We start from the raw sequence: 14,726 nt of genomic DNA on the forward strand, positions 1-14,726 counted from the left end.
ATTAATAGCAATGCGTATATTTCGCATTTGCATTTTCATGCGCATTTTTAACATAGAAAACGACGTCAGACCGTGTCTGCGGGACTGATGCAGCTCACCTTCACCGTTCATTAAGGGTTTGATAATGTCTTTCAATCATCACACCAGGGATGGGCAACGTCAGCCTGTCGCAACGCCTTCGTTGCTGGCAGCCTGTATTGCCATGGCATTGATGCCAGCCGTGAGTTTTGCCGCCGCCACAGGCGAAGATACCGTTGTGGTTGAGGGCGGTTTCGATAGCGCCCCGGATGCCGCCAGCGGGCAGGATCGGGATTACAGCGTAAAGACCACCACCACGGGGACCAAACTACTCCTCGTGCCACGCGATATCCCACAGTCCGTTAGCGTCATTAGCCAACAGCGCATGGCGGATCAAAACCTGCAGTCTATCGGCCAGGTGTTAACCAACACGACTGGCGTAACGGCGCAGGTGCAGGACAGCGACCGTACCGTATTTTACTCGCGCGGATTTTTCGTCAGTAACTACGCCTTTGACGACCTGCCAACCTCCACCAGCGAGGTGTGGAACTTCGGCGACACCGCCGCCGATACCGCGATTTACGACCGTATCGAAGTGGTTCGCGGCGCGACCGGGCTGATGTCCGGCACCGGCAACCCGGCGGCGTACGTCAATATGGTGCGTAAGCATGCGGACAGCAATGAATTCAAAGGCAATGTCTCGGCCAGCTACGGCAGCTGGGATAAGCAGCGCTACGTGCTGGATCTCCAGGCACCGCTGGTAGAGTCCGGGAAGGTACGGGGACGCCTGATTACGGGCTATCAGGACAACGACAGCTTCGTGGACAACTACCACTACCGGAAGAAATTCCTCTACGGCGTGGTGGATGCGGACGTTACCGACAGCACCACCCTCTCTGTGGGCTATGAATATCAGGAAAGCCACACCGCCGATCCGACCTGGGGCGGATTGCCGACCTGGTACAGCGACGGCAGTAAAACCGACTACAATCGCAGCCAGACCGTCGCGCCTGACTGGGCCTACTCGGACAAGGACAGCACCCGCATCTTCGCTAACCTGACCCAGCGTTTCGACAACGGTTGGGAAGCGCACGTCAACGGCATGCACGCGGAGACCAACTTCGACAGCAAGCTGATGTATATGTCCGGCTATCCTGATAAAGAGACCGGTGCGGGCATGGTGGGCTACGGCGGCTGGAACAGAGGTGAACGCAAACAGGATGCGGTTGATGCCTTCCTGCGCGGCGGCTTCGATCTTTTTGGCCGCCAGCATGAGATGATGTTTGGCGGCAGCTTCAGCCGACAGCGCAACCACTATGACAACAGAATGCCGGATGCCCTGTACGGCATGGTGGACGTGGGGAATTTCAAAAACTGGAACGGAAATATCGCCGATCCGCAGTGGACGCCGTGGAAGCTCTACAGCCAGGACGACATTCGCCAGTCCTCAGCTTATACCTCCGCCCGCTTCTCGCTGGCCGACCCGCTGCACCTGATCCTCGGGGCGCGCTACACCAACTACAACATTCGCTATAACCCGGCGGGCTCCCCTGACACCCGGCTGGAAAGCACCAAAGATGACGTAACGCCTTACGCGGGCCTGGTCTACGATATCAACGAAGACTGGTCGACCTACGTCAGCTATACCTCCATCTTCCAGCCGCAGGACAAGCGTGACGCCAGCGGACGCTATCTCGATCCAACCACGGGCAAAAGCTACGAAGCCGGCGTAAAGGCAGACTGGTTCAATACCCGTCTGACCACCTCGCTGGCGATTTTCCGCATTGAGCAGGATAACGTGGCGAGCAACACCTATACCTACATGCCGAGCGGTGAGTCGATTTATGAATCGCTGGACGGCGTGGTCAGCAAAGGGATTGAGTTCGAGCTAAACGGCGCCCTGACCGATAACTGGCAGCTGACGTTCGGCGCGACCCGCTACATTGCGGAAGATAAGAACGGCAACGCTGTCAGTTCCGATCAGCCGCGCACGACGATGAAGCTGTTTACCCGTTATCAACTGCCAATGCTGCCGGCGCTGACGGTGGGCGGTGGCGTAAACTGGCAGAACAAAGTGTGGACGGATGTGGACGGCGGCCCGGCGGGACAATCCCGCGCAGAGCAAGGCAGCTACGGGCTGGTTAACCTGTTCAGCCGCTATCAGGTCACCAAAGATTTCGCTGTTCAGGCGAACGTTAACAACCTGTTCGACAAAGAGTATTACGATTACGTCGGCTCTTACGTGGTTTATGGCGCGCCGCTGAACGTCTCGGTGAGCGCGAGCTACGACTTCTGAGTGTTGGCACGACAAACCACAGCAATAAAAAAGGCAGCCATTCGGCTGCCTTAGTCTCCCCAGGTCACAGCTTAGCTGTTGCGGATGTACTCATCCATTTCGGTTTTCAGGTTATCGGATTTGGTACCGAAGATTGCCTGAACGCCCGAACCTGCAACAACAACGCCCGCTGCACCCAGTTTTTTCAGACCCGGCTGGTCCACTTTCGCAACGTCGGCAACGCTCACACGCAGACGAGTGATGCACGCGTCCAGGTTAGTGATGTTCTCTTTACCGCCGAACGCAGCAACCAGTGCCGGAGCCATTTCGCTTGTCGCGCCTGCTTTGCTGTCTTCAGTTGCATCTTCACGACCCGGAGTTTTCAGGTCCAGTGCTTTGATCAGCACGCGGAAGATGGTGTAGTAAACAACGGCGTAGCACGCACCCACGATTGGGAACAGCCACAGCTTGCTGCTGTTACCGGACAGAACGATGAAGTCGATCAGACCGTGAGAGAAGGACGTACCGTCACGCATACCCAGCAGGATACAGATTGGGAACGCCAGGCCAGCCAATACAGCGTGGATGATGTACAGGATCGGCGCAACGAACATGAAGGAGAACTCGATCGGCTCGGTGATACCGGTCAGGAACGAGGTCAGCGCTGCGGAGATCATGATACCGCCCACTTTTGCACGGTTTTCTGGCTTAGCAGAGTGCCAGATTGCAATCGCAGCAGCCGGCAGACCGTACATTTTGAACAGGAAGCCACCAGACAGTTTACCTGCAGTTGGGTCACCCGCCATATAACGTGGGATATCGCCGTGGAACACCTGGCCTGCTGCGTTGGTGAATTCACCAATCTGCATCTGGAATGGAACGTTCCAGATGTGGTGCAGACCGAATGGTACCAGGCAACGCTCGATGAAGCCGTAGATACCGAACGCGACAACCGGGTTCTGGTAAGCAGCCCACTGAGAGAAGGTCTGGATAGCGGAACCGATTGGTGGCCAGATGAAGGACAGGATCACGCCAGTGAAAATCGCTGCCAGACCAGAGATGATCGGAACAAAACGCTTGCCCGCGAAGAAGCCCAGATACTCAGGCAGCTTGATGCGATAGAAGCGGTTGAACATATACGCTGCAATCGCACCGGAGATGATACCGCCCAGAACACCGGTATCTGCCAGGTGTTTCGCGGCAATCTCTTCTGCCGGTAAATGCAGAACCAGCGGCGCAACCACGGCCATGGTTTTCACCATGATGCCGTAAGCAACCACTGCAGCCAGCGCAGAAACGCCGTCGTTATTGGTGAAGCCCAGCGCCACACCGATAGCGAAGATCAGAGGCATGTTAGCAAAGACGGAACCGCCTGCTTCAGCCATCACATGGGAAACTACGGCTGGCAGCCAGCTGAAGTTAGCAGAACCGACACCCAGCAGGATACCTGCGATAGGCAGTACGGATACTGGCAGCATCAGCGATTTACCGACCTTTTGCAGGTTAGCAAATGCATTCTTAAACATAATTGAGAGTGCTCCTGAGTATTTGTGCTTTTTTTACGCTTTCACGCATTGGCCCGGGGGGAGTACCGTGCCGTGGACAGGACATCTAAGCGCCCTTTATTTATTACACAGAGTAAAATAATTCCCTCTGAGTTTGTTTGACGGCTATCACGTTTCAGCTTAAGACGGTCGAAAAACTTTCAGTAATTTACAAAAAGCATGTCTGGATGTTTCTAAGAACGCCGTCACCGCCCCAAATGAGGCGGTGAACTTTACTCGTTTTACTTATTAATTACGAGCCTAAAAAAAACAGGCTTATCAGACGGATTGCAGGCGGGCGGGGTCGATATGGAACAGCGCAGAGAAGTTTTGCGTCGTGACGCGGGCCAGTTCTTCGATACTGACGCCTTTAAGCACGGCCATGTACTCCGCAACGTCTCGCGTCATGGCCGGCTGGTTCTCTTTACCGCGATGCGGTACCGGCGCCAGATACGGAGAGTCTGTTTCCACCAGAATGCGATCGAGCGGGACATAGCGCGCAGCATCACGGAGCTGCTCAGCGTTACGGAACGTCACGATCCCGGAAAACGAAATATAAAACCCCAAATCAAGCAGTTTACCCGCCGTTTCTCTGTCTTCTGTGAAACAGTGTAGTACGCCACCGCAATCCGTCACGTTTTCTTCCCGCAGGATCGCCAGCGTGTCGGCGCGCGCATCGCGGGTATGCACGATGACCGGTTTATTCAGTTCGCGGCCGATGCGGATATGGTTGCGGAAAGACGCCTGCTGGCGCGCTTTCGTTTCCGGCGTGTAAAAATAGTCCAGCCCGGTTTCACCCATCGCCACGACGCCCTCTTCTGCTGCCAGTCGGCGCAGCTCTTCTACGTCATACTCTTCATCCTGGTTCAGCGGATGAACGCCGCAGGAGAACACCACGTTATCGCGAACGCCCACCAGCTCACGCATTGAGCGATACCCCGGCAGCGTCGTCGCCACCGCAAGACAAAATTTCACATCGCGGGCAGCGGCTTTTGCCAGCACGTCATCCACGTCGTTGTGCAGGGATTGATAATCCAGGCCATCAAGATGGCAGTGTGAGTCGACTAAAAACATAATGTCTCTCTCAGAGATGGGAAACAGGCGGCGTAACGCCTGGTTGCAGGTAGTGTTCAATACGCAGTAACTGGTCGGTCAGCAAAAGCTCGCGATTAAGACCCGTCACGGTTAAAAGCTGTTCGCGGCTCTCGCAAACATCATGAAGGATAGCGTGCAGAGACGCGCCTGTAAGGCGGCTCGCCAGCATGTTGACCAGGGGCCACGCGTCCGGGTTAGTCAGCAGCGTAGCCCCTTGCTGGATTTTTAGCGCATCGAGCAATAAGGCGGCCAGCCAGTGCAGATGCTCAACGGCCCGATCGCTATTCAGCGCAGGCAGTAAACCCAGCCAGTCCTGGGTGTTAAGTGAAGCCTCAACGGCCCGGCAGAGCGCTTCTCGCTGCGACCAGACGTCAGGCTGCAGTAATGCCAGCGCCGCCGCGGGTGCGCCGCTGCTGAGGCGCAGCGCAGACAGCGCACTTTCCTGTGACGTTGTCACCTCGCGTTCCAGCCAGCTCAACGCCCACGATTCCTGGGGCACCGCGAGATGATGAAGACGGCAACGGCTGCGCAGCGTCGCCAGCAATCGACCCGGATCCCGGCATGAGAGGAAGAACCACGTCTTTTCCGGCGGCTCTTCCAGGGTTTTAAGCAGCGCGTTCGCCGCCGCCTCGGTAAGCAGCGCAGCGTCGTTGAGCCAGACGACTTTGGCCCCGCTCAGTCGCGCATGTTCATACAGTTTCTCGCTGACTTCACGAACGGCATCAATACCGAGCGCGCTTTTGCCCTTTTCAGGCTCAAGCGTGTAGTAGTCAGGATGCGTGCCGGCCTGCATCAGCTGGCAGCCGCGACATTTACCGCAGCTTTTATGCCCTTCCGGCTGCTGGCACATCAGGAAGCGAGTGATGGCGTAGATCAACGCATCATCCCCCATTCCCGGCAGCGCCTGAATCAGTAACGCATGATGCCCCCGACCGGCCTGATAGCTGGCGATCAGCTGTTCAAAGTGCGGGCGCAACCATGGATACCATTTCATTCCTGCTGCTCCTGTAGCCACTGCGTAACGGTCTGTTGAATGTCGCGCGTGACGTCGTCCAGAGATTGCGTGGCATCAATGGTACGAATTGCGCTGTCCTGTGCGGCCAGCTCAAGATAGCGCGCGCGCGTGCGGTTAAAGAAATCGAAAGACTCTTGCTCAATGCGGTCCAGTTCACCGCGCGCGCGGGCGCGCCTGAGGCCCACTTCCGGGGTCACATCCAGATAGAGCGTCAGGTCCGGGCGAAAATCCCCCAGCACGGCATCACGAAGGGTTGCCAGCATCGCCTGGTCAATACCGCGTCCCCCGCCCTGATAGGCCTGAGTCGACAGATCGTGACGGTCGCCGATCACCCACTTGCCTTCGGCCAGCGCAGGTTTAATCACGGTCTCAACCAGCTGCACGCGGGCCGCGTAGAACATCAGCACTTCGGCTTTGTCAGTGATAACTTCATCGCCAACGGATTTAATGTCCAGCACCAGGCTGCGCAGTTTCTCCGCCAGCTGCGTACCGCCCGGCTCGCGAGTAAAGACCATGTCAGCGACGCCAAGCGATTTCAGCGTATCTACCACCACGTTGCGGGCGGTGGTTTTACCCGCCCCTTCGAGTCCCTCAATGACAATGTATTTACTGCGCATTTTTTTCCTTAAGTGCCTTCAGATAGTCCTGAACAGAGCGATTGTGGCTGGCAAGGTTGGTATTAAAGGTATGCCCGCCTTTTCCGTCCGCCACAAAATAGAGATACGGCGTTTTGGCCGGGTGCGCGGCGGCTTTGAGCGAAGCCTCGCTCGGCGTGGCTATCGGGCCCGGCGGTAAGCCGTTAATCACGTAGGTATTATACGCCGTTGGCGTTTCCAGATCTTTTCTGGAGATCTTGCCGGCATAGCTCTCGCCCATGCCGTAGATGACGGTCGGGTCGGTTTGCAGACGCATGCCGATGCGCAGGCGGTTGATAAATACCGACGCGACCCGGTCGCGCTCGGCCGCCACGGCCGTCTCTTTCTCGATGATCGAGGCCATTGTCACAAACTGATTTTGATCTTGATAAGGCAGCCCGTCCATGCGCCCTTCCCAGGCGGAATCAACTGCTTCGACCATCTTTTTGTGTGCCCGTTTAAGAATCGCCACATCGGTCGTGCCCGCCGTATACATCCAGGTGTCTGGCCAGAACCAGCCTTCCACCCACTCAGGATGTTCAAATTTCAACACCTCGGCGACCGTCTCATAGCGGTCATCTTTGAGCGTGTGCTTAATGTAAGGCGCATCACGCAATTGTTTGAGGTAATCGCTCAGGCGCATCCCTTCGACAAAACGCAGAGGGAACTGTGCCTCTTTACCGCTTTCCAGCAGCTGCAGCATCTCTCTGACGGTCATGCCGGGCGTAAAGCGATAGGTACCAGCCTTGAAGTGAGACAGTTCAGGCTCGATACGCAATAACCACTGGAACACGCGTGGACGGTTGATGATTTTATCCCCGTAAAGCTGCTCGCCGAGCGCCATCCGCCCGGTACCTGCTTTCAGGGTAAAAATCGTCTCGTCTTTAATCAGGATTTTACTGTCCGCCAGCTGGCGAACTTTCCATACTCCCGCTCCGCCGGCGATACCCAGCGCAACGATCAGGAGAAGGACAAAGCGCAACATTTTCTTCATGACTATCTGATTTGCTCACATATCGGGGCTAAAAACGTAAACAGCTCGCGCGAAGACCAGCGTTGTTGACCATACGCCCGGACGGGTATAACAGGCATCAGTGCATTGCAGATGACAACTTCATCGGCGGACAGCAGCGCCTCTTCCTTCGCGTTTACTTCGACAACGCGAAAGCCTGCATGTGCCAGCTGCTGCAAACAAAACTGACGCATGATGCCGTTAACCCCAGCCTGCTCCAGCGAAGGGGTGAATACCTCACAGCCCTTCCGCCAGAATAAATTAGCCGCACAGCATTCCGTAATGAACCCTTCGCTGTCAAGGACTAGCGCCTCATCGGCGTCCGTCTGTTCAAGATGAGTACGAATAAGCACCTGTTCAAGGCGATTAAGATGTTTTATTCCGGCGAGCATTGGGTTTCGCCCCAGCCGTACCGGGCTCAGCGTCAGCGTCACCCCCTCCTCACGCCAGCGCGCATAGTGGGCAGGATACGCTGATACAGAAAGAATACGAGTGGGATGCTGACAGGCGGCACCGCTGTACCCTCGCCCGCCGCTGCCGCGGCTGAGGATAACTTTTAATACGCCGCTTGTATTACCTGACGCCAGCCGACGCATCTCGCGCTCGATAATGTCCCACTGCATGAAGGGAATCAGCAATTTCTCGCAGGCTTTTTGTAAACGACGGATATGGGCGTCAAGCAGGCACACCTCACCGTCAAGAATACGCGCAGTGGTGAAACAGCCGTCGCCAAACTGGATTGCCCTGTCGCTTGCCGGCAGCGTTTCTTGCTCAAGACCATTAATTAAAAACATGGTGGCTCCTTATGCGTGGAGGCTCAGTCTGGCAGGATGTTAAAAGCCGGACAAGGGGATTTTCCCTAATAAAAAAGGCCCGGCAAGCGGACCTTTTTTTATAGCTTTCGCGCAGTCAGGCTCAGACCTTTTTGAAGATCAGAGAACCATTCGTGCCGCCAAAGCCGAAGGAGTTACACAGGGTGTACTCCATACCGCTAACCTGGCGCGCTTCGTGCGGAACGAAGTCCAGATCGCAACCTTCATCCGGGTTATCCAGGTTGATGGTTGGCGGTACAGCCTGATCGCGCAGCGCAAGGATGGAGTAGATTGACTCTACTGCACCCGCCGCACCCAGCAGGTGACCGGTCATGGATTTTGTGGAACTGACCATAACGCGGCTGGCAGCCTCGCCGAAGATAGACTTAACCGCCTGCGCTTCAGCTTTATCGCCTGCAGGCGTAGAAGTGCCGTGCGCGTTAACGTAGCCAATCTGTGCCGGGGTAATACCCGCATCACGGATCGCGTTTTCCATCGCCAGCGCAGCACCCGCACCGTTCTCCGGAGGAGACGTCATGTGATACGCGTCGCTGCTCATACCGAAGCCAACGACTTCAGCATAAATTTTTGCGCCACGTTTTTTCGCATGTTCGTACTCTTCCAGTACAAGCATACCTGCGCCGTCACCCAGTACGAAACCATCGCGGTCTTTATCCCACGGACGGCTCGCCGCCTGAGGGTTATCGTTACGGGTAGAGAGCGCACGCGCCGCGCCGAAGCCACCGACACCCAGTGGGGTACTGGCTTTTTCAGCACCGCCCGCAACCATAGCATCTGCATCGCCGTACGCAATAATACGCGCGGCCTGGCCGATGTTATGTACGCCAGACGTACACGCAGTAGCGATAGAGATGCTTGGCCCACGCAGGCCGAACATAATGGTCAGGTGACCTGCCACCATGTTAACAATCGTGGACGGAACGAAGAACGGGCTGATCTTACGCGGTCCGCCATTCATCAGCGATGTATGGTTTTCCTCGATCAGGCCAAGACCGCCAATCCCGGAGCCGATAGCGGCGCCGATACGGGTTGCGTTCTCTTCCGTAATCTCAAGGCCAGAATCCTGCATGGCCTGAACGCCAGCGACAATTCCATATTGAATGAAGGCATCCATCTTGCGCTGTTCTTTGCGCGAGATGATCTCTTCACAGTTAAAATCCTTTACTAAGCCAGCAAATTTCGTTGCATAGGCGCTAGTATCGAAATGGTCGATTAGGCTGATGCCGCTCTGACCGGCAAGGAGAGCTTTCCAGGTGGACTCTACGGTATTGCCGACAGGAGACAACATGCCAAGTCCGGTCACAACTACACGACGCTTAGACACGTTTGTCCTCCAGGGAGGGATAAAAAAAGAGATTCGTGGGACTAAAAAAGATAAAACTCAGGCGGTCGAATGACCGCCTGGAGATGTTCACTTACGCCTGGTGGCCGTTGATGTAATCAATGGCAGCCTGAACGGTGGTGATTTTCTCAGCTTCTTCGTCCGGAATCTCAGTATCAAACTCTTCTTCCAGAGCCATTACCAGCTCAACGGTGTCAAGAGAATCTGCGCCCAGGTCTTCAACGAAGGAAGCGGAGTTCACAACTTCTTCCTGCTTAACGCCCAGCTGTTCGCCGATAATTTTCTTAACGCGTTCTTCGATAGTGCTCATACTCTTAAATTTCCTATCAAAACTCGCTTTCGCGATGGTTTTCGTAGTGTATAAAATGTTGAAAAATTTGCAACTAAATCCCGGCAGGTCTTACCACGATTTTACGTTATTTTGAGGCCATTTGCCCTAATAACGCAAATATTTTCGATCGTGATTAAACCATGTACATCCCGCCGTTGACGTGGAGGGTCTCACCAGTGATGTAACCCGCTTCGTCAGAGGCTAAAAATGCAACCGCACTGGCGATTTCTTTAGGGTCGCCAAGACGACCCGCCGGAACTGCCGCCAGCGTACCCGCACGCTGATCATCAGTCAGCGCACGCGTCATGTCCGTTTCAATAAAGCCCGGAGCAACAACGTTTACAGTAATTCCGCGGGACGCGACTTCACGCGCCAGCGACTTACTGAAACCGATCAGACCTGCTTTCGCCGCAGCGTAGTTAGCCTGACCAGCATTTCCCATGGTACCAACCACAGAACCAACAGTGATAATACGACCATGACGCTTTTTCATCATAGCGCGCATTACCGCTTTTGACAGACGGAATACAGATGACAGGTTGGTTTCGATAATATCGTTCCACTCATCATCTTTCATTCGCATCAGAAGGTTGTCGCGAGTGATCCCGGCATTATTGACCAGAATATCCACTTCACCAAACTCTGCGCGAATATTTTCCAGAACAGATTCGATAGATGCAGGTTCGGTCACATTCAGTACCAGACCTTTACCGTTCGCACCCAGATACTCGCTGATGGCCTGAGCGCCATTCTCGCTGGTTGCTGTACCAATCACCTTCGCGCCGCGCGCGACCAGTGTTTCAGCAATTGCACGCCCGATACCGCGGCTTGCGCCAGTAACTAGGGCAATTTTTCCTTCAAAACTCATGGTATTCCTCTTTTATTGCGAGAGTGCCGCTGACATCGCTTCCGGCTCGTTAATCGCCGAGGCAGTCAGGGTGTCAACAATACGTTTCGTCAGACCGGTGAGGACTTTACCAGGACCGACTTCATACAGGTGCTCAACGCCCTGAGCGGCCATAAACTCAACGGTTTTGGTCCACTGCACCGGGTTGTAGAGCTGGCGAACCAGTGCGTCACGAATCGCTTCCGGCGCGGTTTCGCATTTCACATCGACGTTGTTCACAACGGAAATCGTCGGTGCGTTAAAGGTAATTTTTTCCAGCTCAGCCGCCAGTTTCTCGGCAGCGGGCTTCATCAGCGCGCAGTGAGACGGTACGCTGACCGGCAGCGGCAGTGCGCGTTTGGCGCCCGCGGCTTTACAGGCTGCACCGGCACGCTCAACGGCCTCTTTATGACCAGCAATAACGACCTGGCCCGGCGAGTTGAAGTTAACCGGAGAAACCACCTGCCCTTCAGCAGATTCTTCACACGCTTTTGCAATCGCGGCATCATCCAGACCAATAATGGCAGACATGCCACCCGTTCCTTCTGGCACCGCTTCCTGCATGAATTTACCGCGCAGTTCTACCAGGCGCACCGCGTCAGCAAACGCAATCACACCGGCGCACACCAGCGCAGAGTATTCACCCAGGCTATGGCCCGCGAGCAGCGCTGGCGCTTTACCGCCCTGCTGCTGCCATACTCGCCACAGCGCAACTGACGCAGTCAGCAGCGCTGGCTGAGTCTGCCAGGTTTTGTTCAGCTCTTCGGCCGGACCCTGTTGGGTCAGCGCCCACAGATCATAACCCAGCGCATCAGAAGCTTCACGAAAAGTCTCTTCAATAACCGGGTAGTTTGCTGCCATTTCAGACAACATCCCAACGGTTTGAGAACCCTGGCCCGGGAACACAAAAGCAAATTGCGTCATTTTTTATTCCTTATACTAGAAACGAACCAGCGCGGAACCCCAGGTGAACCCGCCACCGAAGGCTTCAAGCAAGACCAGCTGGCCCCGTTTGATTCGTCCATCGCGTACCGCTTCATCAAATGCGCACGGTACCGACGCCGCAGAGGTGTTGCCGTGACGATCCAGCGTCACCACAACGTTATCCATCGACATGCCCAGCTTTTTAGCCGTTGCGCTGATGATTCGCAGGTTCGCCTGATGCGGCACCAGCCAGTCGAGAGCGGTGCGTTCAAGGTTGTTCGCTTCCAGCGTCTCATCGACGATATGCGCAAGCTCGGTCACCGCCACCTTGAACACCTCGTTACCCGCCATGGTCAGGTAGATGGAGCTGTCCGGATTAACGCGATCGGCGTTAGGCAGCGTTAACAGCTCGCCGTAACGGCCATCGGCATGCAGATGCGTGGAGATGATACCCGGCTCTTCGGACTGCCCCAGCAGCACCGCACCGGCACCATCACCGAAAATAATGATCGTTCCGCGATCGGTTGGATCGCAGGTACGCGCCAGCACGTCAGCACCGATGACCAGCGCATATTTGACGGAGCCAGATTTAACATACTGATCGGCAATGCTCAGCGCGTAGGTGAAACCTGCGCACGCGGCGGCAACGTCAAACGCCGGGCAGCCTTTAATACCGAGCATGTTCTGCACCTGGCACGCCGCGCTTGGGAAAGCATGCGTGGCAGACGTCGTGGCAACCACGATCAAGCCAATCTCTTCTTTATCGATACCCGCCATTTCGATAGCGCGCTGTGCGGCTTCGTAACCCATGGTGGACACGGTTTCGTCTGGCGCGGCGATACGACGTTCGCGGATACCTGTGCGCGTGACAATCCACTCGTCAGACGTATCTACCATTTTTTCCAGATCGGCGTTGGTACGCACTTGTTTTGGCAGGTAGCTGCCGGTACCTAAAATCTTCGTATACATGTACGCTCAGTCACTTTTAGCTAATACAGATTCCAGGCGAGCGGCAATCCGCTGAGGGACTTGTCGCTGCACCGCCTGCACTGCCTGTTCAATGGCGACAGAAAATGCTCGCTGATTGGCGGCGCCATGACTCTTAATCACGATGCCGCGCAATCCTAACAGACAGGCGCCATTATACTGGTCGGGGTTGAGGTGACTGAATCGCCGCGTCAGGCTCTTTTGTAACCAACGCTTCAATAAAATCAACCACCAGGCGCTTTTTTTGCCTTCTCCCTGAGATTTCAGCAGAGAAAGGAACATGCGCACGACCCCTTCCATGGTCTTCAACGTTACGTTTCCGGTGAAGCCATCGCACACCAGAACATCCGTTTTTCCCGTCAGCAACTCATTGGCTTCGAGATAACCAATATAGTTGATGGAGGGAACCTGTTTGAGCATTTCAGCAGCTTCGCGAATGCTGTCCAGGCCTTTGGTCTCTTCTTCACCAATATTCAATAACGCAACGCGGGGATTGTTAATCCCGACCACGTCTTCTGCCAGCACCGACCCCATCACGGCGAACTGAGCCAGCATGGTACTATCACAATCCACGTTAGCGCCCAAATCGAGCACCACCGTTTTCCCCTTCTGCTGATGCGGTAACACCGTCACCAGCGCCGGGCGCTCAATGCCTTCAATCGGCTTGAGCAGTAATTTCGACAGCCCCATCAGCGCACCGGTATTGCCGGCGCTGACGCAAGCCTGCGCTCGCCCTTCTTTTACCAGCTCCAGCGCGATGCGCATAGAGCTGCCGCGGCTATTGCGAATCGCCTGCGAGGGCCGGGCATCACTGGCAATAACTGACTGCGCAGGAATAATCTGCAGACGCGAACGTTGTTCAAAGTCAGCTTTTGCAAGTAATGGCGTGATTGTGTCGGGATTGCCGACTAAAAGAAGTGTGAGTTGCGAATTAGAATTCAGTGCCTGCAATGCTGCAGGCACTGTCACGGAAGGGCCAAAATCTCCCCCCATGACATCTAACGCCAGGGTTAGACGTGTCAAGGTATCGTCGCAGCCTGGTTCGGTAACTTCCCCGTTTGCACGGGGAAATCCTCACTAAGCCTAATCACGCTGACGCGTGATTACTTAGTGATAACCTTGCGGCCGCGGTAGAAACCGTCAGCGGTGATGTGGTGACGCAGGTGTTTCTCACCAGAAGTCTTGTCTACAGACAGGCTGGTAACTGCAGTCAGCGCGTCATGGGAACGACGCATGCCACGTTTGGAACGGGTTGGTTTATTCTGTTGTACGGCCATGGACCTTACTCCTCAATTACTTACGCTTTAAGCTGGCTAATACGGCAAATGGGTTTGGTTTTTGCGCTTCATCAGGCAGTTCCCCAAAGACCATGTCCGCCTCGGACACTTCACAGTGTTCAGAATCATGCACCGGAACCACTGGCAAGGAGAGGATGATTTCATCTTCAACCAGAGCCAGAAGATCGATTTCACCGAATTCGTTAACCTCAATCGGCTCATACGCTTCCGGGAGTGCTTCAGCCTGTTCGTCAGAACGAACCGGACTGAAACAATACGTTGTGTGAACATGCTGTACAAACGGTTTCCCGCAACGCTGACACTCGAGCGTTACCGTTACCTTTGCATCACCGGTTAAAACGGCGAGACGCTGGTTGTCGATAGCGAACGACATGGAGCATTCTACATCACTGTCCACACTGACTACAGATTCGGCAATACGCTCGGCCTGATCGGAAGTATAGATACCTTCGTAATCGAGGCGTTTTTGAGCCGTACGAACCGGATCAAGAGTCAGGGGTAATTTTACCTTTTGCATAGGGCGCGCATATT

General features: G+C 55.1%; 15 protein-coding genes. 1 reads left to right on the forward strand and 14 read right to left on the reverse strand.

What is annotated here, in order from left to right:
• Positions 1 to 124 precede the first annotated feature (124 nt).
• Entirely contained in the window at positions 125 to 2,314 is a 2,190-nt protein-coding gene (gene fhuE / locus OSH03_RS03630; protein ID WP_266178298.1) for a ferric-rhodotorulic acid/ferric-coprogen receptor FhuE, read from the forward strand.
• 71 nt (positions 2,315 to 2,385) lie between these two features.
• On the opposite strand, the gene ptsG is transcribed toward fhuE, so the two are convergent.
• The 14 genes from ptsG to yceD form a co-directional block, all read right to left on the reverse strand.
• Positions 2,386 to 3,819, reverse strand: a complete 1,434-nt coding sequence (ptsG, locus tag OSH03_RS03635; protein WP_028012724.1) for a PTS glucose transporter subunit IIBC — start codon at positions 3,817 to 3,819, stop codon at positions 2,386 to 2,388.
• Positions 3,820 to 4,116: 297 nt separating this feature from the next.
• Positions 4,117 to 4,911 (reverse strand): metal-dependent hydrolase, encoded by a 795-nt coding sequence (locus OSH03_RS03640; protein ID WP_151413186.1) that lies wholly within the window; start codon positions 4,909 to 4,911, stop codon positions 4,117 to 4,119.
• Positions 4,912 to 4,921: 10 nt separating this feature from the next.
• Positions 4,922 to 5,926: a DNA polymerase III subunit delta' gene (gene holB / locus OSH03_RS03645; protein WP_266178299.1), complete on the reverse strand. Its 1,005-nt coding sequence runs from the start codon at positions 5,924 to 5,926 to the stop codon at positions 4,922 to 4,924.
• A complete protein-coding gene (tmk, locus tag OSH03_RS03650; RefSeq protein ID WP_266178300.1) occupies positions 5,923 to 6,564 on the reverse strand; it encodes a dTMP kinase in 642 nt (213 codons plus the stop codon). The genes holB and tmk overlap by 4 nt, the downstream gene beginning before the upstream one ends.
• Positions 6,554 to 7,576 (reverse strand): cell division protein YceG, encoded by a 1,023-nt coding sequence (gene yceG / locus OSH03_RS03655; RefSeq protein WP_041910512.1) that lies wholly within the window; start codon positions 7,574 to 7,576, stop codon positions 6,554 to 6,556. Before yceG ends, tmk begins: the two co-directional genes overlap by 11 nt.
• Positions 7,577 to 7,578: 2 nt before the next feature.
• Positions 7,579 to 8,388, reverse strand: coding sequence for an aminodeoxychorismate lyase (gene pabC / locus OSH03_RS03660; protein ID WP_266178301.1), 810 nt, complete (start codon positions 8,386 to 8,388; stop codon positions 7,579 to 7,581).
• 121 nt (positions 8,389 to 8,509) lie between these two features.
• Complete coding sequence (gene fabF / locus OSH03_RS03665; protein ID WP_045630098.1) at positions 8,510 to 9,751, reverse strand: beta-ketoacyl-ACP synthase II; 1,242 nt, start codon at positions 9,749 to 9,751, stop codon at positions 8,510 to 8,512.
• Positions 9,752 to 9,842: 91 nt separating this feature from the next.
• Positions 9,843 to 10,079, reverse strand: a complete 237-nt coding sequence (acpP, locus tag OSH03_RS03670) for an acyl carrier protein (RefSeq protein ID WP_003857954.1) — start codon at positions 10,077 to 10,079, stop codon at positions 9,843 to 9,845.
• Positions 10,080 to 10,233: 154 nt separating this feature from the next.
• Positions 10,234 to 10,968 (reverse strand): 3-oxoacyl-ACP reductase FabG, encoded by a 735-nt coding sequence (gene fabG / locus OSH03_RS03675; RefSeq protein ID WP_010429699.1) that lies wholly within the window; start codon positions 10,966 to 10,968, stop codon positions 10,234 to 10,236.
• Between the two features lie 12 nt (positions 10,969 to 10,980).
• Positions 10,981 to 11,910 (reverse strand): ACP S-malonyltransferase, encoded by a 930-nt coding sequence (gene fabD, locus OSH03_RS03680; RefSeq protein WP_266178302.1) that lies wholly within the window; start codon positions 11,908 to 11,910, stop codon positions 10,981 to 10,983.
• 15 nt (positions 11,911 to 11,925) lie between these two features.
• Complete coding sequence (locus OSH03_RS03685) at positions 11,926 to 12,879, reverse strand: beta-ketoacyl-ACP synthase III (protein WP_041910515.1); 954 nt, start codon at positions 12,877 to 12,879, stop codon at positions 11,926 to 11,928.
• Positions 12,880 to 12,885: 6 nt separating this feature from the next.
• On the reverse strand, positions 12,886 to 13,920 hold the full coding sequence (plsX, locus tag OSH03_RS03690) for a phosphate acyltransferase PlsX (protein WP_061098573.1): 1,035 nt from the start codon (positions 13,918 to 13,920) through the stop codon (positions 12,886 to 12,888).
• 80 nt (positions 13,921 to 14,000) lie between these two features.
• On the reverse strand, positions 14,001 to 14,174 hold the full coding sequence (gene rpmF / locus OSH03_RS03695) for a 50S ribosomal protein L32 (RefSeq protein WP_003857964.1): 174 nt from the start codon (positions 14,172 to 14,174) through the stop codon (positions 14,001 to 14,003).
• Positions 14,175 to 14,190: 16 nt separating this feature from the next.
• Positions 14,191 to 14,712, reverse strand: coding sequence for a 23S rRNA accumulation protein YceD (gene yceD / locus OSH03_RS03700; RefSeq protein ID WP_021240759.1), 522 nt, complete (start codon positions 14,710 to 14,712; stop codon positions 14,191 to 14,193).
• Between the last annotated feature and the right edge of the window lie 14 nt (positions 14,713 to 14,726).

This window comes from Enterobacter nematophilus (assembly GCF_026344075.1).
Lineage (GTDB): Bacteria > Pseudomonadota > Gammaproteobacteria > Enterobacterales > Enterobacteriaceae > Enterobacter > Enterobacter nematophilus.

Excerpts from the sequence above, each read along its gene's own strand:
- rpmF (WP_003857964.1), bottom strand. The coding sequence starts at position 14,174 with ATGGCCGTACAACAGAATAAACCAACCCGTTCCAAACGTGGCATGCGT.
- fabG (WP_010429699.1), bottom strand. The coding sequence starts at position 10,968 with ATGAGTTTTGAAGGAAAAATTGCCCTAGTTACTGGCGCAAGCCGCGGT.
- OSH03_RS03640 (WP_151413186.1), bottom strand. The coding sequence starts at position 4,911 with ATGTTTTTAGTCGACTCACACTGCCATCTTGATGGCCTGGATTATCAA.
- pabC (WP_266178301.1), bottom strand. The coding sequence starts at position 8,388 with ATGTTTTTAATTAATGGTCTTGAGCAAGAAACGCTGCCGGCAAGCGAC.
- ptsG (WP_028012724.1), bottom strand. The coding sequence starts at position 3,819 with ATGTTTAAGAATGCATTTGCTAACCTGCAAAAGGTCGGTAAATCGCTG.
- fabD (WP_266178302.1), bottom strand. The coding sequence starts at position 11,910 with ATGACGCAATTTGCTTTTGTGTTCCCGGGCCAGGGTTCTCAAACCGTT.
- yceD (WP_021240759.1), bottom strand. The coding sequence starts at position 14,712 with ATGCAAAAGGTAAAATTACCCCTGACTCTTGATCCGGTTCGTACGGCT.
- OSH03_RS03685 (WP_041910515.1), bottom strand. The coding sequence starts at position 12,879 with ATGTATACGAAGATTTTAGGTACCGGCAGCTACCTGCCAAAACAAGTG.
- fhuE (WP_266178298.1), top strand. The coding sequence starts at position 125 with ATGTCTTTCAATCATCACACCAGGGATGGGCAACGTCAGCCTGTCGCA.
- holB (WP_266178299.1), bottom strand. The coding sequence starts at position 5,926 with ATGAAATGGTATCCATGGTTGCGCCCGCACTTTGAACAGCTGATCGCC.
- tmk (WP_266178300.1), bottom strand. The coding sequence starts at position 6,564 with ATGCGCAGTAAATACATTGTCATTGAGGGACTCGAAGGGGCGGGTAAA.
- yceG (WP_041910512.1), bottom strand. The coding sequence starts at position 7,576 with ATGAAGAAAATGTTGCGCTTTGTCCTTCTCCTGATCGTTGCGCTGGGT.
- acpP (WP_003857954.1), bottom strand. The coding sequence starts at position 10,079 with ATGAGCACTATCGAAGAACGCGTTAAGAAAATTATCGGCGAACAGCTG.